The organism is Kitasatospora sp. NPDC090308, from assembly GCF_044769485.1.
Lineage (GTDB): Bacteria > Actinomycetota > Actinomycetes > Streptomycetales > Streptomycetaceae > Kitasatospora > Kitasatospora fiedleri.
Window position 1 is genome coordinate 83,711 of the sequence record NZ_JBIVXY010000012.1, and the last position, 23,982, is coordinate 107,692.

Below are 23,982 nucleotides of genomic sequence, written 5' to 3' on the forward strand. Positions count from 1 at the left end.
TCCTGGCGTCAGGAGAAGTTGACGTCCATGCACTGGTAGAAGGCGTTGCCGGTGTCCGCGATGTCCCAGACCGCCAGGATCACCTGGTGGCCGGTCAGCCCGGCGGGCAGGGTCGCGGTGTGGGTGAGCGTGGCCGGGGGCTGCTTGCCGCCCATCGGCACGGTCAGGAACGGGGTCAGGTTCAGGTTCGACCTGGTCAGCTTGGTGGTGGCGTCGTAGCCCGGCTTGGTGAGGAAGTACCGGAACGAGGTGGTGGCGTGCCGCGCCTCGATGCTCCAGGTCAGCGTCAGCTGCTGCCCGGCGGTCACCTTGGTGGTCGGCCAGCCGCCGCCCCGCGGGTCGTCCAGCTGCGCCCAGCGCGCGTCCGCGCCCGCGCACAGCTTGCCGTCGGCGGGCCCGGTGGCCGGGAAGCCCTTGGGTCCCTCGACGCTCTGCGGCTCCCACTGGATGTCGCCGCACTTCTTCACCACACCGGCACCGCACAGCCCCGCCCGGCTGGGCGGCGTCGTGATGTACCCGTGCGAGCTGGCCGGGAGGGCGGTGGCCAGGACCGCTGCGGCGGCGGCGAAGCCGACCGCCAGGATGTTGCGCTTGCGCATGGTGCTCCTCCGTGGGGGTGGATGGAGTGCACGACCGCGGACACGCGAAGCAGGGCCGCGTGGGGGGCGACCAAGATTGTCATGCCCGCGCCGACAGTGGTTCCACGCTAGGAGCGCGCCTTCCCACCGTCAATGGTCTGAACCATTCGAGAACCTTAACGAGGCTTTACCGCAGGCTTGTTGACGATCAGTCAGCCCTCTCCCCGCCGGACCGGCCGGGCCGCCCCGCCCCCTGCGGCGGACACGGAACAGCCCCCTGGGCCGGGGCGTCGTTGCGCCGGACAGGGGGCTGAGAGGTGGGTGAGGGCGGGAAGGAGTACTTACTTCTTGCCCTGGTTCTTCACGGCCTCGATCGCGGCCGTGGCGGCCTCGGGGTCGAGGTAGCGGCCACCGGCGGCGACCGGCTTGAAGTCGGCGTCCAGTTCGTAGAGGAGCGGGATGCCGGTGGGGATGTTGAGGCCCGCGATGGCCTCGTCGGAGATGCCGTCGAGGTGCTTGACCAGGGCGCGCAGGCTGTTGCCGTGCGCGGTGACCAGGACGGTGTTGCCCGCGGCCAGGTCCGGCACGATGGCGTCGTACCAGTAGGGGAGCATCCGCTCGACGACGTCCTTGAGGCACTCGGTGTTCGGGCGCAGCTCGGACGGGATCTCGGCGTAGCGGGCGTCGCCGGCCTGCGAGTACTCGGCGTCGTCGGCGAGGGCCGGCGGCGGGGTGTCGTAGGAGCGGCGCCAGAGCTGGAACTGCTCCTCGCCGAACTCGGCGAGCGTCTGGGCCTTGTCCTTGCCCTGGAGGGCACCGTAGTGGCGCTCGTTCAGGCGCCAGCTGCGGCGGACCGGGATCCAGTGGCGGTCGGCCTTGTCGAGGGCGATCTGCGAGGTGCGGATCGCGCGGCGCAGCAGCGAGGTGTGCAGCACGTCCGGCAGCAGGCCCTCGGCCAGCAGGAGCTCGCCGCCGCGGGCGGCCTCCTTCTCGCCCTTCTCGTTGAGGTCGACGTCGACCCAACCGGTGAACAGGTTCTTCTGGTTCCACTGGCTCTCGCCGTGGCGGAGCAGGATCAAGCGATAGGTCGTGTCAGCCATGGGGCCAAGCCTAGTGGAGGGCGAAATCCGATCGCTCGGTCGTCCGAATCGGGGGTAACGTTCGCCCAGCGGTTTCGACTCTTACCGATCGGGCCGTCCCCACCGTTCCACCCCGCCCGCGGGCGGCCGCACCACCCTGCCCGCGGCCGCCGGGGCCTGTACCGCCCGGGAGCTCCCCCCATGCCCCTCCTCGCCCGTCTGGCCTCCGAAGCACGCAGAGCGGGCGGCGGGCTCCCCCGCCGGTTCTGGTGGCTGTGGACGTCCACCCTGGTGAACCGCCTCGGCGGCTTCGTGGTCACCTTCCTGGCGATGTACCTGACGCACGAGCGCGGCTACTCGGCGGCGTACGCGGGCCTGGTGGCCTCGCTGTTCGGGCTCGGCTCGGCGGTGGCCGCGATCGGCGCGGGGGTGCTGACCGACCGGCTGGGGCGGCGGCCGACGCTGCTGGCCGCGCAGGTGGCGACGGCGCTGTTCACGGCGGTGCTCGGGTTCACCGACGGGCCGGTGGCGATCGCCGCGGTGGCCTTCCTGGTCGGCCTGGCGAGCAACGCGTCCCGCCCGGCGGTGAGCGCGATGATCGCCGACCTGGTGCCGGCCGCGGACCGGGTGCGGGCGTACGCGCTGAACTACTGGGCGATCAACATCGGCTTCGGCGCGTCCGCCGCGGTGGCCGGGCTGATCGCCGTGCACGGCTACCTGACGCTGTTCCTGCTGGACGCGGCGACCACCCTGCTGTGCGCGGTGGTGGTCTTCGTGAAGGTCCCGGAGACCCGGCCGGAGGCCGCCGCCCCGGCCGGTGCCGCCGCGCAGGCCCCGCAGGTCGGGCTGGGCACGGTCTTCCGGGACGGGCCGTTCATGGCCGTGGTCGCGGTGAACCTGCTGCTGGCCCTGGTCGTCCAGCAGGGCTCCACCACGCTGCCGGTGGACATGGGCGCGCACGGCCTCTCGGCGGCCCGGTTCGGCCTGGTGATCAGCCTGAACGGGGTGCTGATCGTGCTGCTCCAACTGCCGCTGACCCGGCTGATGGAGGGCCGCGACCGCACCGCCCTGCTGGTGGCGGGCGCCCTGCTGACCGGCTGGGGCTTCGGCCTGACCGCGCTGGCCGGGTCCTCCGCCGCGCTGTACGCGCTGACGGTGGCGATCTGGACGATCGGCGAGATCGTCACCGCACCCACCATGATGGCGCTGGTCGCCGAACACTCCCCCGCCCGGGCCCGCGGCCGCTACCAGGGCGTCTACTCGCTCTCCTGGTCACTGGCCTCGTTCGCCGGCCCGCTCGGCGGCGGCCTGCTGCTCCAGTACGCGGGCAGCTGGGCCCTGTGGGGCGGCTGCGCGGCGGCCGGCACCCTGGCCGCCGTCGCCTTCGTGGCGATCGGCCGCCGCCGCCCCCGCCCGCCGGTGGTCGACGGGACGGCCCTGCCGACCCCGGTGAAGACGGCGGCCTGACGCCCGCCGGCGGCGGCACAGACAGATTGTGCAGAGGCCCCTCCCGAACAGGAGGGGCCTCTGTGGACGGGTGGATGGCGGACGGTCAGACCTCGCCGAACTCGCCGGTCGCGGCGGCGGTCACGAAGGCCGCCCAGACGGTGGGGGCGAACTCCAGGTGCGGGCCGTGCGGGTCCTTGGAGTCCCGGACGTGACCGAAGTTGGCGTCGTCCACCTCGACGCACGAGCCACCGTTGCCATCGGAGTAACTGCTCTTCCGCCACTGTCGCGGCGAGACGGACTCATTGAGGGTGGCTTGCATGCTCGTGTTCCTCCGCAGCCTTCATGATCCGGACCAGGGAATCCTCCTGCGACAACGCAGCAGTCCGCACCAAATCGTAGGCTAGGCGGCATTTTTCGACCAAGGCGGTTTCGTCAACCAAGTGGCCGACGTGCACGCTCTCCATGTATGCCAGGGGCGGTGCGTCATCGAAGGCCATCAGGCTGACCATGCCTCCAAGTAGTGCATGTGCTCCCGCGCCGAACTCCACGACCTGAACGATGATCTGCCGCTCGGCAATCAACTCGGCAATGTGCCGGAGCTGCTCGGCCATGATCTCCCTGCTGCCGACCACCCGCCTGAGCACCGCCTCATCAAGGACCGCCCAGAACAAGAGCCTTGTCGGGTCACCGATGATCACCTGCCGTTCCAGTCGACCCGTGAGGCGCTCCTCCAACTTCTCCTCATCGAGCAGCGGATTAGCAGCCAGGATCATCGCTTCTGTGTACCTCCGCGTCTGGAGCAGCCCCGGCACCACGAGGGGCGCGTACTCCAGGATCGTCTTCGCCCGGAGTTCGTGCTCCGCGGCCTCGACGAAATAGTCGGCGAACTGCCTGCTGCGCATGGTCCGCACCAGGGAGTGCAGCCGTTCGAGGTGGCCGTCGGCCGAAAGCACCGTGTCCAGTTGGCGCGACAGGTCTTCCTGCGGGCGCCGGGTGGCCTTCTCCAACTGGCTGACGTACGTCGGCGAGATGAAGACCAGGTCCGCGAGTTCCTGCTGGGAGAGCCCGGCCTTCTCGCGCAGCCGCCGCAGTTCCGCTCCGTAGAACGTGGCCGGTGACCGGGTCGGGTCGAGCGGCGAAGGGCTGACCATGGCTCACCTCTGTGCAGAGTGCTTGTCAAGATTTCTCCACTTCCCAGGCTAGTGCCGTTCCGCGACGCTCGTAGCACGGAACGTGACGTTCGTGGCATGAGGAAAGGGTGGTGACCGCCGTGGCCAACTCCTTGCTCGACCGGTTGGATCGGCAGGACCGCGCCTTCGGGCGCAAGGTGTGCGACGGCCTCCGGGAGGCACTCGATTCGGCCGGGGTCAAGTTGCCCTCGCTGGCGGTGGAGCGGGCGGCCACCGGGATGTACCTGGTGCAGCTCGGTGGCGTCACCCCGGACGTGGCGGGCGAGTTGGCGACCCTGATCTGGACGGGCGCCCCCTACGTGCGCGCCGTACGGAGCGGGGGGCTCGGCGGGGACGTCTCGATGCTCTGGTCGCCGGAGCGCGGCGAGTTGTTGATCGACGCGGCGACCGGACGGCTCGGCGAGTTCTCCCACGCGGACGAGCGGGGCGACCTGGTACTTGTCCCGGCCGACGGGGGCGAGCCCTGGTCGGTCGGCCGGTGCGCGGTGCGCCACCCCACCCGCGCGGACCTGGTCCAGGCCGATCCCGTCCGCCCCGAACCGTCCGCATCGACACCGAATTGAGGAAGAAGTGCTGTACACCGGAAGGCCGTTGGAGGACACCGGTGCTCCCCGGCGAGCTGTCCCGCCCGGCCCCGGACGCCGCCTCGTGAACGACGCGCTGCGGCAGCGGGCCTGGGAGATCGCCGAACAGCTCTCCCGGGTCGGCGGCGGCGGGGAGGCCCGGCTGACCGCGATCGCCGACGGCTACCGGATCGAACTCGCCGTCATCCGTCCCGACGGACCCGACGACCAGCAGGCCGTCCTCAGGGCACTCGCCCTCGGCGACCGCTGGGGGCACAAGTACTCCCCGCCCGCCCGCAACAACGGCACCGCCCACGAAACCGTCTGGAGCGAAGTCCACGCGCGGGCCGCCCGGGACCCGGCCGGACCGGTCAGCGGCTGAACAGGCCCCGGCAGGTCCTCAGCCGGTCGCGCCGCCGGCCTCGCTCTGCCGCAGCCGGACCCAGGAGTCGTGGTCGTCCTCCAGGATCGCCTGGTACTCGTCGATCAGCGGCAGCAGCCGGACCGGCTCCGGCACCGCGTCACCGTACTCGGCCTTCAGCAGGCCGAGTCGGCGGCGCAGCGAGTTCAGCCGGTGCACGGTGTCGGCGCGCTGGATCCAGAGCGTGCGGTAGCCGAAGAACGCCGCCCAGGCGGCCAGCACGGTGACCAGCGCGCCGGTGACCAGCGCGATGTCGGAGAGCCGGCTGGCGGCGGGCTCGCCGACCTTCAGGCCGAGCAGCACGGTGACCAGCGCGGACAGGCTGACGGTGGCCAGTTGCAGGGTCAGGGCCCGCCGCCGGTCCCAGTCGCGGCGGCGGCGGCGCTCCTTCAGCTCGGCGTCGAGCTCGGCCTCCAGCCAGGCCAACTTCCGTTGTGCGGCGGCGGATTCGGCGGGTCCGGCGAATTCGGTGTCCATGGTTTCCTCCCCGGCCGGGAGGATACCGGGCTCAGTCCCCGGCGGGCGGGTTCCCGCTCGCCAGGTGCGCGAACTCCGCGAGGTTGCGGGTGGATTCGCCGCGCTTGGTGCGCCACTCCCACTCGCGCCGGATCGCGGTCGCGAAGCCCAGCTCCAGCAGGGTGTTGAACGGCTCGTCGGCGTTCTCCAGCACGCTGCCCAGCAGCCGGTCCACCGCGTCCGGGGTCAGCGCCTCCAGCGGCAGCCGGCCGACCAGGTAGACGTCGCCGAGCGGGTCGACCGCGTACGCGACGCCGAACATCCTGGTGTTGCGCTCCAGCAGCCAGCGGTGGAACGCCTCGTGGTTCTCGTCCGGCCGCCGGATCACGAACGCGTTCACCGACAGCGTGTGGTCCCCGATCCGCAGCGCGCACGCCGTGGAGAGCTTGCGCGTCCCCGGCAGCGCGGCGACCACGGTGTACGGATCGGCGGCGGCCGGCTCCCAGGCCACCCCGGCCTGGTCGAGCGCGGCGCGCAGGAGGGTGAGTGCGTCGTCCTTGGCAGCCATGGCCCCACGCTAGCCCCCCGGCCGCCCGGCCCGCGCCCGCGGGGCCCGCGTGCGCGCCGTCACAGCGGACCCGCGCCGCCGCTCGGGCCCCGGGCCGTCGCGTCAGACCCGGGCCGCGGACATCGCCCCCGTGTAGACCTCCGCGGTGGCACCGGCCGCGGTGAGCCAGCCGAAGGCGGCGGCGTGGCGGGCGGCGGCGGCGCCCCGGACGGGGGTGAGGGAGGGGTCGGCGACGTAGGGGTGCAGGGCGCGGGCCCAGGCTTCCGGGTCGTGGCCGGGGACGAGGGTGCCGGTGCGGCCGTCGCGGACGGCGACCGGGAGGCCGCCGACGGCGGCGGCGACCACGGGGGTGCCGCAGGCCTGGGCCTCCAGGGCGACCAGGCCGAAGGACTCGCTGTGGGAGGGCATCACCAGGGCGGTGGCGGCCCGGTACCAGTCGGCCAGGCGGGGCTGGTCGACCGGCGGGTGGAAGCGGACCACGTCGCCGATGCCGAGCTGGGCGGCCAGCTTGTGCAGGCTCTCGGGGCGGGCCAGGCCGGTGCCGGAGGGGCCGCCGACCACCGGGACGACCAGGCGCTCGCGCAGCCGGGGGTGCCGGTCCAGCAGCCGGGCGACGGCCTTGAGCAGGACGTCGGGCGCCTTGAGGGGCTGTATCCGGCCCGCGAACAGCAGCACCGCCGCGCCCTGCGGCAGGCCGAGCCGGGCCCGGGCGGCGGCCCGGGAGTCGGGGCCGTCGGGGCGGAAGACGTCCAGGTTCACGCCGGGGTGGACGACGGCCAGCTGGTCGGGGCGGGCGGCGTAGTGGTGGGCCAGCTCGGCGGCCTCCTCCGCGGTGTTGGCGATCAGCCGGTCGGCGGCGCCGACCACCTGGGTCTCGCCGATCACCCGGGCGGCGGGCTCCGGGGTGTCGCCCTCGGCGAGCGCCGCGTTCTTCACCTTGGCCATGGTGTGCATGGTGTGCACCAGCGGGACGCCCCAGCGCTCGGCGGCCAGCCAGCCGACCTGGCCGGAGAGCCAGTAGTGCGAGTGCACCAGGTCGTAGTAGCCGGGGCGGTGGCCGGCCTCGGTGCGCAGCACGCCGTGCGTGAAAGCGCACAGCTGGGCCGGCAGGTCCTCCTTGAACAGGCCCTCGTACGGCCCGGCCGTGACGTGCCGGACCAGCACGCCGGGGGCGAGCTCGACGGCGGGCGGGTCGTCCGAGCTGACGGCGCGGGTGAACACCTCGACCTCGATGTCCAGCTCGGCGAGGCGCTTGGCCAGCTCCACGATGTACACGTTCATCCCGCCGGCGTCCCCCGTGCCGGGCTGGTGCAGCGGCGAGGTGTGGACGCTCAGCATCGCGATCCGGCGCGGCCGGCGGGCGCGGGCCGGGGCGGGGGGCGCGGTCGCGGCGGGTGCCGCGGGTGCGGTGCGGCGCGGCTCCCGGCGGGACGTGCGGACGAGGTGCTGGGTCACCTGCGGAAGCCTCCCTGTGCGCCGGCCGTCTGGTCTGCTCTTCTCGTGCCGCCGCCCGCGGCCGGCGGCAGCGGGCGGAGGGACGTCAGCCAGGGCAACCGGGGAACGCGTCGTCGTATTCCCGCCAGCGGACGCGGGACGGGCGCCGGGGCGGGTGCGGGTGCCGGTGCGGGCGGACCGGCTGCGTACGCTTGGTGCCCATGGCCGCACGCGACACGCCGCTGTCCCGGGGCCGGTCGAGCCGGCCGGTGGGGACGATCACCCGGGGCACCACGAACACCAACCGGCTGCGGCGGATGGACCGGTGGATCGCGTACACCGCGGGCCGGGCGCTGCGGGCGTCGGCGGCCCCGCCGGTCGCGGTGGACCTGGGGTACGGCGCGGCGCCGTGGACGGCGGTGGAGCTGTCCGCGCGGCTGCGGGCGGTGCGGGCGGACGTCCGGGTGGTCGGGATCGAGATCGACCCGGCCCGGGTCGCGGCGGCGCTGCCGATGGCCGAGCCGCCGCTGCTGGAGTTCCGCCGGGGCGGCTTCGAGGTGCCGCTGGACGGCGGGGCGCGGGCCCAGCTGATCCGGGCGGCGAACGTGCTGCGGCAGTACGACGAGGACCGGGTGGCCGAGGTCTGGGCCCGGCTGTGCGGGCGGCTGGCCCCGGACGGGCTGCTGGTGGAGGGCACCTGCGACGAGATCGGGCGGCGGCACGTCTGGGTGGCGCTCGGCCCGGAGGGGCCGCGCACGGTGACCTTCGCGGCCCGGCTGGCCGACCTGGAGCGGCCGTCCGACCTGGCCGAGCGGCTGCCGAAGGCGCTGATCCACCACAACGTGCCGGGGCGCCCGGTGCACTCCTTCCTGCGCGACTTCGACCGGGCCTGGGCGGCGGCCGCGCCGCTGGGGGCGTTCGGGGCCCGGCAGCGCTGGGCGGCGACCTGCGCGGCGCTGGCCGCGGACTGGCCGCTGCGGGACGCCCCGGCCCGGCGGCGGCAGGGCGAGCTGACGGTGGACTGGGCCGCCCTGGCCCCGCGCTGAGCCCGGCCTGGTCCGGGGCGGTCCGCACGGGTCGTGCGCCCCGCCGGGCACGCGGAACGGGCCGCCGCCCGGTGGTCGAGCGGCGGCCCGTCACACGGCGGGGCGCGGGTCCGGCGGCGGCCTCAGCGGCGCCCCGGCCGGGGGCTCAGTGGCGCCGGCGCCTGCGGGAGAGCACCAGGACGGTCGCGCCGAGCGCGCACAGGGCCAGCGCGGCCGAGGCGATCGACAGGACCGGGGCGCTCGCACCGGTGTCGGGAAGGGCGGGGTGCGGGCCGTGGCTGTGGGAGTGGGTGGGGCTGGGCGCCGGGGTGCTGGACGAGGGCGAGGGGCTGGGGCTGGGACTGGGGCTCGGGGAAGGGCTCGGGCTCGGGCTCGGAGACGGGGAGGGGCTGGGGGACGGGGCGTTGACGGTGACGGTCAGTTCGGCCTGGTTGGCGACGGCGGCGGCCCGGGCGAGGACGAGCCGCTGGGCGTCGGCCGGGTCGGGATCGGCCGGATCGACGGGGGCGTAGACGAACGCCTGGCCGACCGGGCTCTGTGCGGTGGCGGCGGCCCGGATCCGGGCGGAGCCCGGCGCGGACGGGCGGAACCAGAACGGGTCCCCGGCCGGGAGGGTGGCGCCGTCGGCGATCGGCCGGGTGCCGTCGGCGTCGGCGAACAGGTCCCCGCCGGTGGCGGTGAGCACGGCGTCACCCGCACCGCCCCGGACGGTGTACGGGCCGGTGATCCCGCCGGTCACCGCCGTACCGGGGCCGTCGATCGCGAGGGGGGCGGCCGGTTCGGACAGCGGGCCCTGGCCGATCACCCGGGTGACGATCGCCGAGGTCAGCGCGAACCTGGGGTCGCCGGTGGCGAGGACGAACCGGTCGGTGAAGAACCAGACGGCGGCCTGGACGGCGGCGGCCCGCTGGGCGTCGCCGCTCGCGGCGGCGGGCTCGCCCGTCACCGGGTAGTACTGGGTGAGGACGCGCATCACGAGGCCGAGGTTGGGCACGTCGGTCAGCGACCAGGTGCCCGGGTCGTAGGGGATGCCCGTCCCGGTCGAGGTGTTGAGGTCCACGCAGTACAGCTCCAGGCGGGCGCCGGTGGTGGCGGTGCCGTAGATGATCCCGCCGAAGCCCGGGTCGACCGGGGTGTACCCGACCGTGCTGTAGCCGGGTGCGGGGTACCCGGACAGCGGGTCGAAGGAGGCGGGGGCCTCGAAGCCGCCGTAGGTCTGGCCCGGCCCCGTGGCGGCCGTGATCACCATCGCGGCCGGGGGGTTCGCGGCCGGGGCGGCCGCTCCGGCCGGCGGTTCCCACCGGGCGGAGGCCGTCCCCGGGAGCAGGCACAGGGCCAGCAGCGCGGTGGAGACGAGAGCGACAAGACGGGTTGCGCGTACGTACACGGATCACCATCCCGGGAGGTGGGCAGCGGCCGTCTCACGGTAGGCAGCGGGGGGAGGCCGGGGGCACCGCCTCACCCGGCGCGGGCGGGCGGTCACCCGGTCGGCGCAGGAACGGCGGCGGCACCCCGGGACCGGCCGACCGCCCGCCGGACCCCGCCGCGGGGCGATCCGAGCACCCGTTCGACAGTTCACTCGAACGAGTTATCGATTTTCTCTGGCGTGTTGACGCCCCGTCACGCCACCATGGAACCGCTCGGGCGGCCGTTCCAGCGGCCCCTGAGTGACCGTCAGACGGTCGGCGCGCCAGCTCGCCCGTCAGCCCGCCCGCCAGCCCGCCCGTCAGCCCGCCAGCTCCCGCCGGACTCGTTCGAACGACTCGTACGCGTCGGCGCCGAACAGCACGAAGCGCACCTCGTCCAGGTCCGGGCCCTCCTCGGCCACGGCCGTCAGCGCGATCCGAGCGGCATCGTCCAGCGGCCAGCCGAAGATCCCGGCCGAGACCGCCGGGAAGGCCACCGTCCGCGCCCCCAGCCCGACCGCGACCCGAAGGGACTCCCGATAGCACGAGGCCAGCAGCTCCGCGCGCTGCCGGTAGTCCTCCGCCCGGTACACCGGGCCGACGGTGTGCACCACCCAGCGGGCCGGCAGCCGCCCCGCCGTGGTGGCCACGGCCTGACCGGTCGGGAGTCCCTCGGCGTAGTGCGAGGCCCGCAGTTCGCGGCACTCGGCGAGGATCTCCGGCCCGCCCCGGCGGTGGATCGCCCCGTCCACCCCGCCGCCGCCCAACAGCGAGCTGTTGGCGGCGTTCACCACCACGTCCACCTGCTGTTCCGTGATGTCACCCTGCACCAGCGTGATCTGTGTCACCGCTGCTCACCTCCAGTCAGTTCCGGTCCCGCCGTGGCGGAAAGCCACGGAAACCCTAGGCAAAGCCGCCACCACACGCGTGGCAATAACCACATCCGCGCCGCTCAGTCGAAGAAATCCTCGGAGATCACGTTATGGTCGCGGGAAGCCCCCCGATGCCCGGTGCCACCCGGGCACTGCGGACGGACACCAGCCGTTGGTCCGTCGGGGAAAGGAAGGACCGACCGATGCCCGCTACGGGAGACGGGCGGGCACCCGACGCGACCAGCAGCGCCGGAACCGCCGAACGCAGCCGCGGCCGCCGCGCCCACAGCGCGCAGCGCACCGGCCCGACCGGCCAGACCGCCGGTCAGCCCCCGGCCCGGAACGCCGGCCCGGCGCCGATACCGCATCCGCGCAGCACCCCGGGGGCCGCCGAGCCGTCCCGGCCCGCCGCCGACTTCCGCGTCCTGGTGGTGGAGGCCGACGGGCCCGAGCACACCCTGTTCGACTCGCTGGCCGCCGAGCTGGGGCAGCACGCCGAACTCCACCGGGTGGACGGCATCCGGGAGGCCCTCGCCGCCCTGCCGCCGCTGCCCGGCAGCGGTCGCCGCGGGCCGCGCGGCACCGACTTCCAGTGCGTCCTGCTCGACCTCGGCGAGCCCGCCACCACCGGCACCTCCGCCGACCCGGGCCCCGGTTCCGCTTCCGCTTCCGGTCCCGATGGCGCCCCGGCCCCCGGCGGCGGCTTCGCCGAGGACTTCGCCCCGGGGTTCGCCGACGGCTTCTCCACCGGCCTCCCGGACGGCCTCCCCGACGGCTTCGCCGAGGGCGTCGGCCCGGCGGCCGGTGCCGACGACCGGCTGGACGGCCTGCGGGAGTTGCTGCTGCGCGCCCCGCACACCGCCGTGGTGGTGCTCACCGACGCCGCCGGAGCCGAGCTGGGCGCCGCCGCGGTCGCCGCGGGCGCCCAAGACTTCCTGCTCCGGCAGGATACCGGCGGCCCGCTGCTGGCCCGCGCGCTGCGCTACGCGGTGGAGCGCAAGCGCGCCGACGAGTCGCAGCGCCGCCTGGTCGAGGCCGAGATCCGCGGCCAGGAGAACGCCCGGCTCCAGCGCCACCTGCTGCCCACCCCGCTGCTGGACGGCGCGAACCTGTCCTTCACCCGCCGCTACCGCCCGGGCCGCCGCCGCGCCCTGCTCGGCGGCGACTTCTACGACGCCGTCCGCACCAAGGACGGCCGGGTGCACGTGGTGATCGGCGACGTCTGCGGCCACGGCCCCGACGAGGCCGCGCTCGGCGTCGCGCTGCGGATAGCGTGGCGGACGCTGGTGTTCGCCGGGCTGACCGGCCAGCCCCTGCTGACCACCCTCCAGCACGTGCTGGAGCACGAGCGCCGCAGCGACGAGATCTTCGCGACCCTCTGCATGGTCGTGCTGGACGCCCCCACCGCGGACGGCGGCCCCGAGACCGCCGAGCTGTACCTGGCCGGGCACCCCGCGCCGCTGCTGCTCGGCCCCGACGGCCCGCCCGTCCTGCTCCCGCTCGACCAGGCCGGTCCGGCGCTGGGCCTGCTGCCCTGCGACGCGACGCACTCGGTCTGGCCCGCCCTCCAGGTCGAACTGCCGCCCGGCTGGCGGCTGCTGATGTACACCGACGGCCTGGTCGAGGGCAAGGTCGGGGCCGGTTCGCCGCGCCTGGGCCAGGAGGGCCTGATCGAGCTGATCGCCGACCACCAGGCCGCCGGTCTGACGCGCGGCCGACTGGTCGACTCCGCGATCGCCGAGGTCGAGGAGCTGAACGGCGGGGCGCTCACCGACGACGTCGCGGTGCTGCTGCTGGAGCGCAACCCGGTGCCGGTGATCATGGGCTGAGCGCGGCCCGCCCGCGCCCGTCCGTCCAGCGGCGGAGCCGAACGGCCCGTCCGCGCCCGGAGACGCCGGAGGGCGGCCCCACCCGGGGCCGCCCTCTTCTCCGTCGCGCTCGGCACGCTTCTCCGTCGTACTCCGCAGGCCCGCGTCCGCGCCCTCGTCCGGGCGCCGGCGCCGCGTCACCAGGGGCCGTACGGGCCCTGGTTGCCGCGACCGCCGCCGCGGCCGTCGGTGATCAGCTTGATCGCGGGGCGGACGTCCACCACGTAGACGATCGCGGCGACCAGGCCGGCCAGCGTCAGCAGGCCGGTGATCGGGTTGGCGCCGAACAGCAGGTCCCAGAGCAGGACGACGCTCAGCAGGACCACCCAGAAGCCCTTGGTCTTCTTGTCGGCCGCCCGGTACGCGTCCTCCCGGCGGAACACCGCGTCGCCGAGCGCGAACACCTTGAAACAGATGATCGCCGTGGCGACCCACCACAACGGGTTCAGGAGGTTGACGTACAGGATCTGCACCGAGGGGCTCCTCACTCTTTCTTCCATCCTGGCACGGCCACCGGCCGAGTCAACGGCCCCCGACGGCGCGGCGTTCCCGCCGCGCGCCGGTCACTCCTGGTCGGCGGCGGCGCCCTTGCGGGCCCGGGGGGCCTTCTTGGCGGCGGGCTTCGGCGCGGCGGGCTCCTCGTCCACCACGACCTCGGCGATCACGACCTCCTCCACCACGACCTCCTCGACCGGCGCGTCCGCCTCGGCCGACGCCTTCGGCTCGCCGTCCTTCGGGGCGTTGGCGGTGTCCACCACGGTGCGGCCGCGGACGGCCAGCTCGTCGTAGACCTCCTTGGCCTTCACCGCGAACTCCAGCGCCCGGCCGACCTGCTGCATCGCGAACTCCTGTGCCTTGGCCTGGAGTTCCTTCACGTCGGTGGGCAGCGCGTTGACCGCTTCGGTGACCTTCGCCTGCGCGCCGGCCAGCGCGGCGCCCGCGTCCTGGAAGGCGGCGGCGGCCCGCTCCTGGGTGCCCTTGCGGTCGGCGGCGAGCGCCTCCAGCTGGGCGGGCACCTCGCGGAGCTTCTCGTACGCGAGGTCGCCGGCGCCGGCCAGGGCGTACAGCGGGGTCGGGTCGGTGAGGGTCTTCTTGAACTCGTCGCTGATCGGCATGTCGGTTCCTCCCGGTCGGGGTGCCGCCGCGCGGTCGGGTCGCGCGGGGCGTCGGTCACGCAGGTCTGGTCGTTCGGTCGGCTCTGGTCACGCGGGGGCGGGGGCGGGGTCCGGCGGACGGGCGGCCTGGTTCTCCTTCAGGAACGCCTCGTACACCGACAGCAGGGCCTGCTTCTGCCGCTCGTTGATCAGCGGATCGTCCAGGATCGCGGACCGCAGCCCCGGCCCCGCCCCGTCCCGCTCCTCCAGGATCCCGGCCTGCACGTACAGCGTCTCCGCCGAGATCCGCAACGCCTTGGCGATCTGCTGGAGGATCTCCGCGCTGGGCTTGCGCAGCCCGCGCTCGATCTGGCTCAGGTACGGGTTGGACACCCCGGCCACCTCGGCCAGCTGCCGCAACGAGTACTGCGCGCTCCGCCGCTGCTCCCGGATGTACTCGCCCAGCGAGCCCACGTTCAGTGACGCCATACGGGCAGTGTGCACCGCTCCGCTTGCAATTGCAAGCAAGCTGCTAGCGCCAGCGAGCGCGCCGCTCAGTGGCCGGACGGGCCGGTGTCCCGCCGCACCGCTGCCTGTTCGTCGACGACACCGCCGGCCACCTCGCCGCCGCCCGCGACCTCGGCATGCGCGTCCACCACCACCGCGGTGCGGACGGCCTGCGCGCGGTGCTCGACGGTCATGGCCTGCGCTGACCGCACCGTGGAACCGCCTGCCGCGTCCGGGCGGGGCGTGTCACCATCCGGGGTCATGACGATCTTCCACGGGTACGACGGGACCGCCCTCCACTACGAGCGGTTCGGCGACGGCGCGCCGCTGGTGGCGGTCCCCGGCGGTCCCGGCATGGACTCCCGCTACCTCGGCACCCTCGGCGGGCTGGACGCCCACCGGCGGCTGATCCGGCTCGACCCCCGAGGCTGCGGCCGGTCGGCGGCGCCCGTCGACCGGGCGAGCTGCGCGTTCGGTGCCCAGGCCGCGGACGTGGAGGCCCTCAGGGAACACCTCGGGGCGGAACGCGTCGACCTGCTCGGGCACTCGGCGGGGGCGCTCACCGCGCAGCGCTACGCCGCCGAATTCCCGCACCGCGTAAGGTCGCTGGTGCTGGTCACCCCGGTCGGCCGGGCGGCCCGGGAGCCGGACCGGGCGGAACTCGCCGCCATCCGGGCCGCGCGCTCGGCGGAGCCCTGGTACCCGGACGCGGCCGAGGCGGACGTCCTGCTGGCCGGTGGCGCGGGCGACCCGGCGGAGCTGGTCCGGCGGATCACGCCGTTCTTCTGGGGCCGTTGGGACGGGACGGCCCGCGCCGCGGCGTTCGACCCGGAGCCGGTGCCGGCCGCGCCCTGGATGCGGGACGCGTTCTACGCGGGCTCGGACGAGGCCGGGGGCCGACCGGTGCCGGCGCCGGTCCTGGTGGTCGCCGGTGGCCGGGACGGGATGATCGGCACCGCCCCGGCGAGGCTGGCCGCCGCCCTCCACCCCCGCGCCCGCCTCGCTGTCCTCCCCGAGGTCGGCCACCGGCCCTGGGTGGAGGCACCGGTCGAATTCACCGCCCTGGTAAGGGAGTTCCTCGACCAGCCGTGAAGGCGCGGCAGCGCGGGGCGGCCCTCATCCGATCAGCCGTCGGTAGAGCGGGGCGAGGAGCGCCGCCAGGTCGGGGTCGAGGTCGGCGAGGGCGGCGGGGGCCGGGTCGGGCGGGGCGGGGGGCGGGTCGTGGAGGGTGAAGTCGCCGTGCCAGAAGGTGTCGAGGCACTGGTCGAGCGGGAGGTCCATGGCGGTCAGTCCCCGGTGGCGTCGGCGGAGAGGGTGAGCAGTTCGCGGAGCCGGTCGGTGGGGAGCTCGGTCAGCCAGCTCTCCCCGGCGCCGACCACCGACTCGGCCAACTCCCTTTTGCTGTCGATGAGTTCGGCGATGCGCTCCTCGATGGTGCCGGTGCACACCAGCTTGCGGACCTGGACGTCGCGGCGCTGCCCGATCCGGTGGGCGCGGTCGGTGGCCTGGTCCTCGGTGGCCGGGTTCCACCAGCGGTCGAGGTGGACGACCTGGTTCGCGGCGGTGAGGTTGAGCCCGGTGCCGCCGGCCTTCAGCGAGAGCAGGAACACCCCCGGCCCGTCCGGGTCCTGGAAGCGGTCGACGAGTTCCTGGCGGCGCGGCGCGGTGAGCCCGCCGTGCAGGTAGGGGACGGGGGTGCCGAGGCGGCGGCGCAGGTGGGGCTGGAGCAGCGCGCCGAACTCGGCGTACTGGGTGAAGACCAGCGCCCGGTCGCCCGCCGCCAGGGCCTCCCGGAGCAGCTCGACCAGCCGTTCGACCTTGCCGGAGCGGCCGCCCAACGGCGACTTGTCGCGCAGCAGTTGGGCGGGGTGGTTGCAGACCTGCTTGAGCCGGCCGAGGGCGGCCAGCACCGCGCCCTTGCGTTCGACGCCGCGGATGCCGCCGAGGCGGTCGAGCAGGTCGGCGACGACGGCCTGGTAGAGGCCGGCCTGCTCGGGGGTGAGGGTGCAGCGGACGGTGAACTCCTGCTTGGCGGGGAGCTGGCCGCCGATCTCGGGGTCGCTCTTGAGGCGGCGCAGCAGGAACGGCGCGGTGAGCCGCTGGAGCCGGGCCGCGGCGTCCCGGTTGCCGGACTGCTCGATGGGGACGGCGTAGTGCTCGCGGAAGGCTTCGGGGGTGCCGAACAGGCCGGGGTTGGCGAAGTCGAGGACGGTGTGCAGCTCGGCGAGGCGGTTCTCGACCGGGGTGCCGGTGAGCGCGATCCGGGGGCCGGAGCGCAGCGCGCGCAGCGCGCGGGACTGCCGGGCGGCCCGGTTCTTGACGTGCTGGGCCTCGTCGGCGACGACCCGGCGCCAGTGCACGGCGCGCAGCGCGGCGGCGTCGCGCTGGAGGACGCCGTAGCTGGTGACCACCAGGTCGGCGGCGGGGTCGGGCCGGGTCCGGTCGGGGCCGTGGTGGAGCTGGACCCGCAGCCGGGGGGCGAACCGGGCGGCCTCGCGCCGCCAGTTGCCGACCAGCGAGGTGGGGCAGACCAGCAGGACGGGGCCGCGGGCGCCGCGGGCGTGTTCGAGGGCGAGCAGGGCGAGGGTCTGGACGGTCTTGCCGAGGCCCATGTCGTCGGCGAGCACGGCGCCGAGGCCGAGCCGCCCGAGGGCGTCCAGCCAGGCCAACCCGCGCTCCTGGTACGGGCGGAGGGTGCCGGTGAAGCCGGGCGGGGCCGGGGTGCGGTGCGCGCCGGGGAGGCGGCCGAGGCGGCCGGCCAGCAGGTCGCCGAGCGGGCCCTCGGCGTGCACGGCGGTGACCGGGAGGCCGTCGACCACGGCGCCGTCCTCGTGGGCGAGGCGGAGCAGGGCGGCGGCGTCGAGCCGGGGGTCGTCGCGGCGGGCGGCGAGGAAGCGCAGGACGGCGGCGAGTTGGGCGGCGTCCACCTCGATCCACCGGCCGCGGAACCGGACCAGGCCCGCCTGGGCGGCCGCGATCTCGTCCAACTCCTGCCGGGTGAGCGGCTGTTGCCCGACGGCGAGCTGCCAGCGGAAGTCCAGTACGGCGTCCCGGTCGGCCTGGGCGGCGCGCCGGACGGAGCCGGGGACGGGGGCGGCCTGCGCGGTGGCGGCCAGGCCGAGGCGGGGGCGGCGGTGCCACCAGGCGGGCAGCAGCACGCCGTGCCCGGCGGCGGCGAGCGCGGGGGCGGTGTCGCGCAGGAAGGCCAGTGCCCCGGCCCGGTCGAGGTCGAGGCCGGTGGGGCGGGTGCGGTGCAGGGCGGCCCGCAGCGCGGGGAACGCCCGTGCGGCGCGGTCGAGTTCGGCGCGGTACGCCTCGACCGGGTCGTCCACCGCCCGGGCCAGCGCCGCCGCGCCCGGCCCGTCGGACCAGAGTTCGGCGGCGGGCAGCAGCAGCGAGGGCCGGTCGACCGGGCCGAGCAGCACGTCCAGCCGCCAGGTCTCGTCCACCACGGTGGCGTCCGGGTCGTCGGCGGCGGTGCCGAGCGGCTCGGCGAGCCGGAAGGCCAGCCGGAGGCGGCCTTCCGGCCCGGTGCCGGCCGCGGCGGCGGCGAGGCGGGCGACCTGCGCCGGGTCGGGCGGGGCGGGCAGCCGGGCGTCCGGGCCGCGCAGGGCGGCGACCCAGGCGGGCCCGCCGGGGGGCGCCGGTGCGTCGGGCCCGAGCGCGACCCGGGTCTCGTGGTCGGTGAGCGCGTCCAGCACGGTGTCGAACAGGGCGCCGCCGGTGGGCTCGTGGCCGTCCTCGGCGCGGGCGACCGGCGGGCACCCGGCCGCCAGCGCGCGGGCCTCCCGGCGGGCCGCCGGGTCGAACGCGGGCCGCCAGCGGGCCGCCCACCCGCCGGACTCCGCCACCAGCGCGGGCAGCACCCGCCCCCGCCCGGCCAGCCGCCAGGCCAGGTCGTGCACGCCCGTCAGCCAGCGCAGCGACGCCCCGTACGCGAGCTCCGCCGCCCGGCCGCCGGGCAGCTCGACGGTGCTGCCGGGCCAGTACGGGTCGAACAGCTCGCCGAGCAGCTGCGCCGCCTCCGGCCGGTCGAACAGCAGCGCCGGGACCCGCCACGGCCGCAGCTCCAGGCCCCTGGCGGTGGAACCCACCGGAAGGTCGGGCGAGGGCGTCGGCCGCGAGCCGAGCGTCGGCAGTCGCAGTGTCAGCCAGCGCTCGTCCCCGCGCTCCGCCAGCCAGGCCGGGCCCGGCCCGACCGCCGCGAGCAGCTCCGCGACCTCCCCCGCCGCACACGCGAACGGGTGCCGCGCCCCCTCCACCGCCCGCCCCCGGAACGCCGCGGCGTCCTCCGCCCACACCCCGAGCCGCCCGTCGGCCCGCCACTGGGCGTGCAGGACGTACATCGGGACCTCCGGGGGATCGGGCGCGGACCCTCCAGCTTAGGTCGACCCGCCGACACGCCCCGGAACGCACGGGCGGGGGCGCGGGGAGAACCGCTGCGCGACCGAGCCGCGGCACCTGGGGGCGCGGGGAACTGCGCGAGCGACCGGGCACGCACCGCGAGATCGCGGCGAAACGGCAACCGACCGCTCCCACCGCGACCCCGCCGGCGTGCGGCTCCCGCTGCGCGCGGTTCCCCGCGCCCCCGTCCGCGCGCTGATGCGCAGGTGACCTCGCGCCCCTGGTTTCGCCCCCCGTCGCCCTCGCGTTTCAGCGCAGGTGGAACACCGGCCCCCGCGGGGTGAACGGCAGCGTCGCGCCGCGCGGGACGAGGTAGGCGTGTTCGCGGCGCGGGACGCGCAGGGTGTCGCAGTCGGTGTCGGTGATGATCAGCAGCGGGGCGGTGGCGGGGAAGTCGGGGGCGCGGGCGAGCAGGTCGACGCCGGGTTGCAGGACGGTGCCGCCGCGGCCGCGGACCCGGACCCGGCCGGCGAGTTCGGCCACCGGCAGGTAGCCCGCGTCGTGGGGGGCGGCGTCGCAGAAGACGACCCGGGCGGCGGGGACGTCGCGGGCGGCGGCGTAGGAGGCGATCGCGCCGAGCGCCTTGCCGAGCAGGACGCGGTCCATCGAGCCGGAGGTGTCGAGCAGGACGCCGAAGGTGCAGCGCGGGGTCTCCTCGTCCGGGTGGTGGCGTCCGGCGCGCGGGATGTCGGGGCTGGCGGACTGCCGGCGGGAGGGGCGGGCGTAGGAGCGCAGCGGTTCGGGGCGGGGGACGAACTCGTCGAACCAGCGGGCGAGTCGGGCGTCCCAGGGCAGCGGCGGCTGGGCCAGGGCGCGGATCTCGTCGACCAGCCCGGCGGGCAGCAGGCCGCGGTCGCGGGTGTGCAGGTCGAAGCCCTGCTGGAGGCCGCGCCGGTAGAAGTCGTCCAGGTCGACGTAGCCGCGTCCGCCGGTGCGGGGCAGGGGTTCGCCGAGGATGTCGCCGAGGCCCTTGCCGCGCAGGGTGGCGAGGCGGCGCAGGCGGCGCTGGTCGCGGGCGATCCGGTCGTAGACCTCCTCGGCCGAGAGCCCCCTCAACTCCGGGTCGTGGAGCAGCCCTTCGGGCATCTCGCCGATGTCCATCTCCAGCAGCCAGCCGTTGATGACGTAGTCGGCGGCGACGTTGAACAGGTACGGGTCGCGGCCGCCGGCCCGGTCGCCGTGGCGGAGGGCGGCGTGCAGCATCTCGTGGGCGAGGACGAAGCGCCACTCCTCGTCGGTGTGGTGGCGCAGCGGGTTGAGGTAGATCTCGCCGGCTTCGGCGTTGACGGCGGCGATGGTGATGCCGTGGGCGCGGGCGAGTTCGGCGTCGGCGACCAGGGTGAGTCCGGCGGCGAGGCCGCCGAGCAGCGGGTAGCTGGAGACGAACCAGCCGAGGGCGCGTTCCCAGGGGCGCTGCGGCAGGCGGGCGCCGTCGTGGGTCTCGCGGCGGCCCCCGGCGACGTCCATGGCGGCGGAGACGGTGCGGGTGAGGGCGTGGGCGAAGGCGAGGGTCCAGTCCGGCGGGTCCTGGTGCGCGACCCAGCGTTCCAGGTGCTGGTCGGGGCGGTCGCCGCCGGTGCCGCAGGCCCGGTACTCGGCGGGGACGCCGTCGCGGCGCCAGCGGGCGGCGAGTTCCTCCTCGTCGCCGCCGGGCCAGCCGGCGGGCAGGTCGTCGGGGGCGCGGCCGATCGGGAAGGTGGCGAGGAAGCGGTTGACGACGGCGCAGCGGGCGGCGAGGCCGGCGGCGTCGGGCTGGACGCGTGGGCCGAGTTCGGCGGGGAGGTGGCCGAAGCCGAGGTGGAGCAGGGCGTGGGCGAGGGCCCAGGCCCACTCCTCGGGTTCGGCGCGGCGGCGCCGGTTGTGGTGCAGGTTGCCGTGCGAGTCGGCGGTGACCCAGCCGGTGGCGGGGTGCAGCGGGCAGTCCCGCTCGTCCAGCCGGCAGAGTGCGGCGGGGACGGCGGCGAGCGCGGGGTTGCCGGCGACCCTGGCCCGGCCGGCGAGGAACGCGGCCTCGACGGGGTCGACCTTCGCGGGCTCGGCGGCGGGGCGGCGGGCGCGGCTCACCGGCGGGCCTCGACCAGGCGGGGCAGGTCGCGGGCGGCCTCGATCAGGAACCAGGACGGCAGCACGGGGTTGCCGTCGGGCCCGTCGGCGATCACGGTCTGGGCGACCTCGACGGAGATCTCGGCGAGCTGCACCAGCAGCGACTTGGAGCGGTACGCGTGCTGCCGGACGGTCGGCGAGGCGTGCTCCTTGCGGGCGGGCAGCTCCTTGACCAGGCGGCCGCGGAAGGAGTCGGCGAGGTAGTAGAGCAGGTCGCGGTCCTCGATCCGGTGCGGCCAGGAGGCGTCGCCCTTCATGATCGCGTCCAGTCCGTACGCGTTGCGGACGATCTTGGCGTAGCCGCAGAAGGCGACGGCGTGGGCGGGGGTGAGCAGGCCGTGGGCGAGCACCTTGAGGGTGCCCTCGTCGAGGCCGGGGCCGAAGGAGTGCAGCGCGTCGGAGAGCATGTGCCAGGCGCGCGGGGTGGAGAACGGCTCCTCGGTCTTCGGCGGGGCGGACCACAGGTGGTCGGGCCGGTCGGTCAGGTGGTCGGTGATCCACGGGTGGATGCCGTGCCCGGCGGCCCAGCCGAGCCAGTCGTCGGAGCTGGCCCGCAGGTGGACGTGGACCAGGCGGTTGAGCAGCGCGGACGGCATCGGACGGGCGAGCGCGCCGTCGGTGGCCCGGTTGCCCGCGCCGATCACGATCGAGCCGGGCGGCAGCTCGTAGGTCCCGATCCGGCGGTCGAGGATCAGCGAGTAGAACGCCTTCTGCACGTCGGGGGTGGCGGCGTTCAGCTCGTCCAGGAACAGGCAGTACGGCTGCTCGCGGGCGATCGACTCGGGCGGGCAGAACCGGGAGCGGCCCTCGGGGGTGATCTGCGGGACGCCGATCAGGTCCTCGGGGGCGAGCTGGGTGCCGAGCAGCGAGACGCACTCCAGGCCGAGCGACTCGGCGAACCGGTTGACCAGCGAGGACTTGCCGATGCCCGGTGCGCCCCAGAGGAACACCGGCCGCACGGTGGCGAGTCCGAGCAGCAGCTCGGGGACCTGGGACGGCGAGACGGTGACGGCGGACTGCACAGCTCTCCTGAGGGAGGGGGGGTTCGGGGTTCCGGCGGCCAGTCTGGACGGCGGCGCGGGCGGGCGCACCCGGTTTTCCGGCGAGATGGTTCAACTTTCACCATCATGGTTGAAACTTGAACCACATCGGCGTACGGTGAACCGCGTGAACAAGTTGAAGCCTCAACAAAAGGCTTCGATCCCCATCCCGAGGAGAGCAGCCATGGGCATCTTCAACCGCAGCAAGAACACCGCCGCCACCGCCACCGCCACCGCCACCGTCCCGGCCGTCCAGGGCCCGGACCTGGCCCACCTGACCGGTGACTACGCCATCGACACCGCGCACTCCAAGATCGGCTTCGCGGTCCGACACGCCATGGTCACCAACGTCCGCGGCGAGTTCGCCGAGTACGAGGGCAAGCTGCACCTGGACGGCTCGAACCCGGCCGCGTCCACCGCCGAACTGGTCATCAAGGTCGCCTCGATCAGCACCGGCCAGGCCCAGCGCGACGAGCACCTGCGCACCGGCGACTTCTTCGACGCCGCCGCGCACCCGGAGATCACCTTCACCTCGACCTCCGCCGAGCGGGTCGACGGCGACACCTACCGCCTGCACGGCGACCTGACCATCAAGGGCACCACCCGCCCGGTCGCCCTCGACCTGGAGTTCACCGGCGCGGCCACCGACGTGTACGGCGCCGAGCGGGTCGGCTTCGAGGGCGGCACCACCGTCGACCGCACCTCCTGGGGCCTGACCTACAACGCCGCGCTGGAGACCGGCGGCGTGCTGATCGGCGAGAAGGTCAAGCTGACCCTGGACGTCTCCGCCGTCCGGGCCTCCTGAACCCGCCCGCCCCGGCCGCGCGTCCGGCCGCCCCGGTCCCGCCCCCGCCGTCCCCCTCGGCGGGGGCGCCGCCGTCTCCCGCGGAAGGAACACCGCTCCCGCGCCGCCGCTCCCGGAGCGCTCAGCCGGGCAGCAGCGCCGCGTCCTCGGCCGGCAGCCAGCTGCCCGGCGGGCGGCGCAACCAGCCCTCGGCGGCGGCGAGTTCGGCCGCGCAGGCGCGCAGCGCGGCCAGCCCGGGGTGGCGCGACCCCGCGCGGTGCACCAGGCCGAGCAGGCTGAGCGGCACCGGGTCGACCAGCGGACGGGCCACCCCGCCGGGGATGTCGTGCGCCTCGACGGTGGTGAGCACCGGGCTGCCGTGCCGGGCCAGGTAGCGGGCGAACTCGGCCGGCCCGACCGGCGGGGTGCGCCCGGGCGCGGCGGCCAGGCCGTGCTCGGCGAGCAGCCGCCCGCCGAGGTCGGTCCACTCGGCGGTGGCGGGCTGCCCGGCGAACACGTCCACCGGGTGCCCGGCGAGCGCCGCCAGCGGAACGGCGGGCAGCGCGGCCAGCGGGTGCCCGAGCGGCAGGAAGACCGCCATCGGCACCAGCCGGACCGGCGCGTGCACCAGCCGGACCCGGTCGGCGGCAGGCAGCCCGGCGTACCGGCCGAACGAGGCGTCCAGCCGGTGCGCGGCCAACTCCCGCGCGGCGGCGGTGAGTCCGCCGTGGTAGCGGGCCAGCAGTTCGGCCTCCGGGCAGCGCCGGCGGGCCGCGGCCAGCACCCGTTCGGCGGTGAACTCCCGTTCCCCGCCGGGGCTGTTGACGTCCACCAGCAGCGCCCGGGTGTCGCCCAGCGCGGTGATCTCGGCCTGGAGTTCCAGCAGTTGGCGCGCCTTCGGCAGCAGCGCCGCGCCCGCCTCGGTCAACTCGACGCTGCGGGTGGAGCGGTGCAGCAGCACGCATCCCAACTCCCGCTCCAGCGCCTGGACGTCGCGGCTGACGGCCTGCTGGGCCAGGTGCAGCCGCTCGGCGGCGCGGCCGAAGTGCAGGGACTCGGCGACGGCGGCGAAGCTGCGCAGCAGGCGGGGGTGGAGGTCGCGGGGCACGGGCGGAAGATT

The 23,982-nt window shown here is 75.3% G+C and carries 25 protein-coding genes; 8 read left to right on the forward strand and 17 right to left on the reverse strand.

What is annotated here, in order from left to right:
- Nucleotides 1-8: 8 nt before the first annotated feature.
- Complete coding sequence (locus tag ACIQVD_RS24865) at nucleotides 9-599, reverse strand: lytic polysaccharide monooxygenase (protein WP_400684040.1); 591 nt, start codon at nucleotides 597-599, stop codon at nucleotides 9-11.
- Nucleotides 600-919: 320 nt separating this feature from the next.
- Nucleotides 920-1,678, reverse strand: a complete 759-nt coding sequence (locus ACIQVD_RS24870) for a phosphoglyceromutase (protein WP_402291733.1) — start codon at nucleotides 1,676-1,678, stop codon at nucleotides 920-922.
- 180 nt (nucleotides 1,679-1,858) lie between these two features.
- On the opposite strand from ACIQVD_RS24870, the gene ACIQVD_RS24875 reads away from it, so the two are divergent.
- A complete protein-coding gene (locus tag ACIQVD_RS24875; RefSeq protein WP_402291734.1) occupies nucleotides 1,859-3,124 on the forward strand; it encodes an MDR family MFS transporter in 1,266 nt (421 codons plus the stop codon).
- A gap of 85 nt (nucleotides 3,125-3,209) precedes the next feature.
- On the opposite strand, the gene ACIQVD_RS24880 is transcribed toward ACIQVD_RS24875, so the two are convergent.
- Nucleotides 3,210-3,425: a DUF397 domain-containing protein gene (locus ACIQVD_RS24880; protein WP_400684035.1), complete on the reverse strand. Its 216-nt coding sequence runs from the start codon at nucleotides 3,423-3,425 to the stop codon at nucleotides 3,210-3,212.
- Nucleotides 3,406-4,257 (reverse strand): Scr1 family TA system antitoxin-like transcriptional regulator, encoded by an 852-nt coding sequence (locus ACIQVD_RS24885; protein WP_400684033.1) that lies wholly within the window; start codon nucleotides 4,255-4,257, stop codon nucleotides 3,406-3,408. The genes ACIQVD_RS24880 and ACIQVD_RS24885 overlap by 20 nt, the downstream gene beginning before the upstream one ends.
- 110 nt (nucleotides 4,258-4,367) lie before the next feature.
- On the opposite strand from ACIQVD_RS24885, the gene ACIQVD_RS24890 reads away from it, so the two are divergent.
- Both ACIQVD_RS24890 and ACIQVD_RS24895 read left to right on the forward strand, forming a co-directional pair.
- Nucleotides 4,368-4,859 (forward strand): hypothetical protein, encoded by a 492-nt coding sequence (locus tag ACIQVD_RS24890; protein ID WP_402291735.1) that lies wholly within the window; start codon nucleotides 4,368-4,370, stop codon nucleotides 4,857-4,859.
- A gap of 85 nt (nucleotides 4,860-4,944) precedes the next feature.
- A complete protein-coding gene (locus tag ACIQVD_RS24895; protein ID WP_402291736.1) occupies nucleotides 4,945-5,241 on the forward strand; it encodes a hypothetical protein in 297 nt (98 codons plus the stop codon).
- 18 nt (nucleotides 5,242-5,259) lie between these two features.
- Here ACIQVD_RS24895 and ACIQVD_RS24900 read toward each other — a convergent pair whose 3' ends face one another.
- From ACIQVD_RS24900 to mshA, 3 genes are all read right to left on the reverse strand, one after another.
- Entirely contained in the window at nucleotides 5,260-5,757 is a 498-nt protein-coding gene (locus tag ACIQVD_RS24900) for an SLATT domain-containing protein (RefSeq protein WP_400684026.1), read from the reverse strand.
- A 31-nt stretch (nucleotides 5,758-5,788) separates the two neighbouring features.
- The gene (locus ACIQVD_RS24905; RefSeq protein ID WP_400684024.1) at nucleotides 5,789-6,304 is read right to left on the reverse strand and encodes a YbjN domain-containing protein; all 516 of its coding nucleotides are present in this window, start codon (nucleotides 6,302-6,304) and stop codon (nucleotides 5,789-5,791) included.
- Between the two features lie 102 nt (nucleotides 6,305-6,406).
- A complete protein-coding gene (mshA, locus tag ACIQVD_RS24910; protein WP_100837621.1) occupies nucleotides 6,407-7,759 on the reverse strand; it encodes a D-inositol-3-phosphate glycosyltransferase in 1,353 nt (450 codons plus the stop codon).
- Nucleotides 7,760-7,959: 200 nt separating this feature from the next.
- Between mshA and ACIQVD_RS24915 the strand changes: the two genes are divergently transcribed.
- Nucleotides 7,960-8,784 (forward strand): class I SAM-dependent methyltransferase, encoded by an 825-nt coding sequence (locus ACIQVD_RS24915; RefSeq protein WP_400684022.1) that lies wholly within the window; start codon nucleotides 7,960-7,962, stop codon nucleotides 8,782-8,784.
- A gap of 145 nt (nucleotides 8,785-8,929) precedes the next feature.
- On the opposite strand, the gene ACIQVD_RS24920 is transcribed toward ACIQVD_RS24915, so the two are convergent.
- Complete coding sequence (locus tag ACIQVD_RS24920) at nucleotides 8,930-10,171, reverse strand: Cys-Gln thioester bond-forming surface protein (protein ID WP_402291737.1); 1,242 nt, start codon at nucleotides 10,169-10,171, stop codon at nucleotides 8,930-8,932.
- A 339-nt stretch (nucleotides 10,172-10,510) separates the two neighbouring features.
- Nucleotides 10,511-11,038, reverse strand: a complete 528-nt coding sequence (locus ACIQVD_RS24925; RefSeq protein ID WP_402291738.1) for an O-acetyl-ADP-ribose deacetylase — start codon at nucleotides 11,036-11,038, stop codon at nucleotides 10,511-10,513.
- Between the two features lie 227 nt (nucleotides 11,039-11,265).
- Between ACIQVD_RS24925 and ACIQVD_RS24930 the strand changes: the two genes are divergently transcribed.
- A complete protein-coding gene (locus tag ACIQVD_RS24930) occupies nucleotides 11,266-12,891 on the forward strand; it encodes a PP2C family protein-serine/threonine phosphatase (RefSeq protein WP_400684016.1) in 1,626 nt (541 codons plus the stop codon).
- A 176-nt stretch (nucleotides 12,892-13,067) separates the two neighbouring features.
- Here ACIQVD_RS24930 and ACIQVD_RS24935 read toward each other — a convergent pair whose 3' ends face one another.
- The 3 genes from ACIQVD_RS24935 to ACIQVD_RS24945 all read right to left on the reverse strand — a co-directional run bounded on the left by ACIQVD_RS24935 (nucleotide 13,068) and on the right by ACIQVD_RS24945 (nucleotide 14,513).
- Nucleotides 13,068-13,430, reverse strand: coding sequence for a DUF2516 family protein (locus tag ACIQVD_RS24935; protein ID WP_100837617.1), 363 nt, complete (start codon nucleotides 13,428-13,430; stop codon nucleotides 13,068-13,070).
- A gap of 63 nt (nucleotides 13,431-13,493) precedes the next feature.
- Nucleotides 13,494-14,045: a hypothetical protein gene (locus ACIQVD_RS24940; RefSeq protein WP_402291739.1), complete on the reverse strand. Its 552-nt coding sequence runs from the start codon at nucleotides 14,043-14,045 to the stop codon at nucleotides 13,494-13,496.
- Nucleotides 14,046-14,132: 87 nt separating this feature from the next.
- Nucleotides 14,133-14,513 carry a helix-turn-helix domain-containing protein gene (locus ACIQVD_RS24945; protein WP_400684012.1) on the reverse strand — a complete coding sequence of 127 codons (381 nt, stop codon included), beginning with the start codon at nucleotides 14,511-14,513 and terminating at the stop codon, nucleotides 14,133-14,135.
- A gap of 68 nt (nucleotides 14,514-14,581) precedes the next feature.
- Between ACIQVD_RS24945 and ACIQVD_RS24950 the strand changes: the two genes are divergently transcribed.
- The gene (locus tag ACIQVD_RS24950; protein ID WP_402291740.1) at nucleotides 14,582-14,737 is read left to right on the forward strand and encodes a hypothetical protein; all 156 of its coding nucleotides are present in this window, start codon (nucleotides 14,582-14,584) and stop codon (nucleotides 14,735-14,737) included.
- A gap of 55 nt (nucleotides 14,738-14,792) precedes the next feature.
- Nucleotides 14,793-15,623: an alpha/beta fold hydrolase gene (locus ACIQVD_RS24955; RefSeq protein ID WP_402291741.1), complete on the forward strand. Its 831-nt coding sequence runs from the start codon at nucleotides 14,793-14,795 to the stop codon at nucleotides 15,621-15,623.
- Nucleotides 15,624-15,647: 24 nt separating this feature from the next.
- Here the strand turns inward: ACIQVD_RS24955 and ACIQVD_RS24960 are convergent, their stop codons facing one another.
- The 4 genes from ACIQVD_RS24960 to ACIQVD_RS24975 form a co-directional block, all read right to left on the reverse strand.
- Nucleotides 15,648-15,812, reverse strand: coding sequence for a hypothetical protein (locus ACIQVD_RS24960; protein WP_400684006.1), 165 nt, complete (start codon nucleotides 15,810-15,812; stop codon nucleotides 15,648-15,650).
- Between the two features lie 5 nt (nucleotides 15,813-15,817).
- A complete protein-coding gene (locus tag ACIQVD_RS24965) occupies nucleotides 15,818-18,877 on the reverse strand; it encodes an SNF2-related protein (RefSeq protein ID WP_402291742.1) in 3,060 nt (1,019 codons plus the stop codon).
- A 307-nt stretch (nucleotides 18,878-19,184) separates the two neighbouring features.
- Nucleotides 19,185-20,999, reverse strand: a complete 1,815-nt coding sequence (locus ACIQVD_RS24970) for a hypothetical protein (protein ID WP_402291743.1) — start codon at nucleotides 20,997-20,999, stop codon at nucleotides 19,185-19,187.
- Nucleotides 20,996-22,060, reverse strand: a complete 1,065-nt coding sequence (locus ACIQVD_RS24975; protein ID WP_400684000.1) for an AAA family ATPase — start codon at nucleotides 22,058-22,060, stop codon at nucleotides 20,996-20,998. Before ACIQVD_RS24975 ends, ACIQVD_RS24970 begins: the two co-directional genes overlap by 4 nt.
- A gap of 202 nt (nucleotides 22,061-22,262) precedes the next feature.
- Here ACIQVD_RS24975 and ACIQVD_RS24980 point away from each other — a divergent pair, with 202 nt between their 5' ends.
- Nucleotides 22,263-22,883, forward strand: coding sequence for a YceI family protein (locus tag ACIQVD_RS24980; RefSeq protein WP_402291744.1), 621 nt, complete (start codon nucleotides 22,263-22,265; stop codon nucleotides 22,881-22,883).
- 121 nt (nucleotides 22,884-23,004) lie between these two features.
- Here ACIQVD_RS24980 and ACIQVD_RS24985 read toward each other — a convergent pair whose 3' ends face one another.
- Nucleotides 23,005-23,970, reverse strand: coding sequence for a LysR family transcriptional regulator (locus ACIQVD_RS24985; protein WP_402291745.1), 966 nt, complete (start codon nucleotides 23,968-23,970; stop codon nucleotides 23,005-23,007).
- Nucleotides 23,971-23,982 lie beyond the last annotated feature (12 nt).

Bases quoted from the DNA above. Each gene is read 5' to 3' on its own strand.
- ACIQVD_RS24905 (WP_400684024.1), bottom strand. From the start codon at position 6,304: ATGGCTGCCAAGGACGACGCACTCACCCTCCTGCGCGCCGCGCTCGAC.
- ACIQVD_RS24880 (WP_400684035.1), bottom strand. From the start codon at position 3,425: ATGCAAGCCACCCTCAATGAGTCCGTCTCGCCGCGACAGTGGCGGAAG.
- ACIQVD_RS24935 (WP_100837617.1), bottom strand. From the start codon at position 13,430: ATGGAAGAAAGAGTGAGGAGCCCCTCGGTGCAGATCCTGTACGTCAAC.
- ACIQVD_RS24955 (WP_402291741.1), top strand. From the start codon at position 14,793: ATGACGATCTTCCACGGGTACGACGGGACCGCCCTCCACTACGAGCGG.
- ACIQVD_RS24945 (WP_400684012.1), bottom strand. From the start codon at position 14,513: ATGGCGTCACTGAACGTGGGCTCGCTGGGCGAGTACATCCGGGAGCAG.
- ACIQVD_RS24885 (WP_400684033.1), bottom strand. From the start codon at position 4,257: ATGGTCAGCCCTTCGCCGCTCGACCCGACCCGGTCACCGGCCACGTTC.
- ACIQVD_RS24900 (WP_400684026.1), bottom strand. From the start codon at position 5,757: ATGGACACCGAATTCGCCGGACCCGCCGAATCCGCCGCCGCACAACGG.
- ACIQVD_RS24915 (WP_400684022.1), top strand. From the start codon at position 7,960: ATGGCCGCACGCGACACGCCGCTGTCCCGGGGCCGGTCGAGCCGGCCG.
- ACIQVD_RS24865 (WP_400684040.1), bottom strand. From the start codon at position 599: ATGCGCAAGCGCAACATCCTGGCGGTCGGCTTCGCCGCCGCCGCAGCG.
- ACIQVD_RS24980 (WP_402291744.1), top strand. From the start codon at position 22,263: ATGGGCATCTTCAACCGCAGCAAGAACACCGCCGCCACCGCCACCGCC.
- ACIQVD_RS24870 (WP_402291733.1), bottom strand. From the start codon at position 1,678: ATGGCTGACACGACCTATCGCTTGATCCTGCTCCGCCACGGCGAGAGC.
- ACIQVD_RS24960 (WP_400684006.1), bottom strand. From the start codon at position 15,812: ATGGACCTCCCGCTCGACCAGTGCCTCGACACCTTCTGGCACGGCGAC.
- ACIQVD_RS24965 (WP_402291742.1), bottom strand. From the start codon at position 18,877: ATGTACGTCCTGCACGCCCAGTGGCGGGCCGACGGGCGGCTCGGGGTG.
- ACIQVD_RS24875 (WP_402291734.1), top strand. From the start codon at position 1,859: ATGCCCCTCCTCGCCCGTCTGGCCTCCGAAGCACGCAGAGCGGGCGGC.
- ACIQVD_RS24940 (WP_402291739.1), bottom strand. From the start codon at position 14,045: ATGCCGATCAGCGACGAGTTCAAGAAGACCCTCACCGACCCGACCCCG.
- ACIQVD_RS24930 (WP_400684016.1), top strand. From the start codon at position 11,266: ATGCCCGCTACGGGAGACGGGCGGGCACCCGACGCGACCAGCAGCGCC.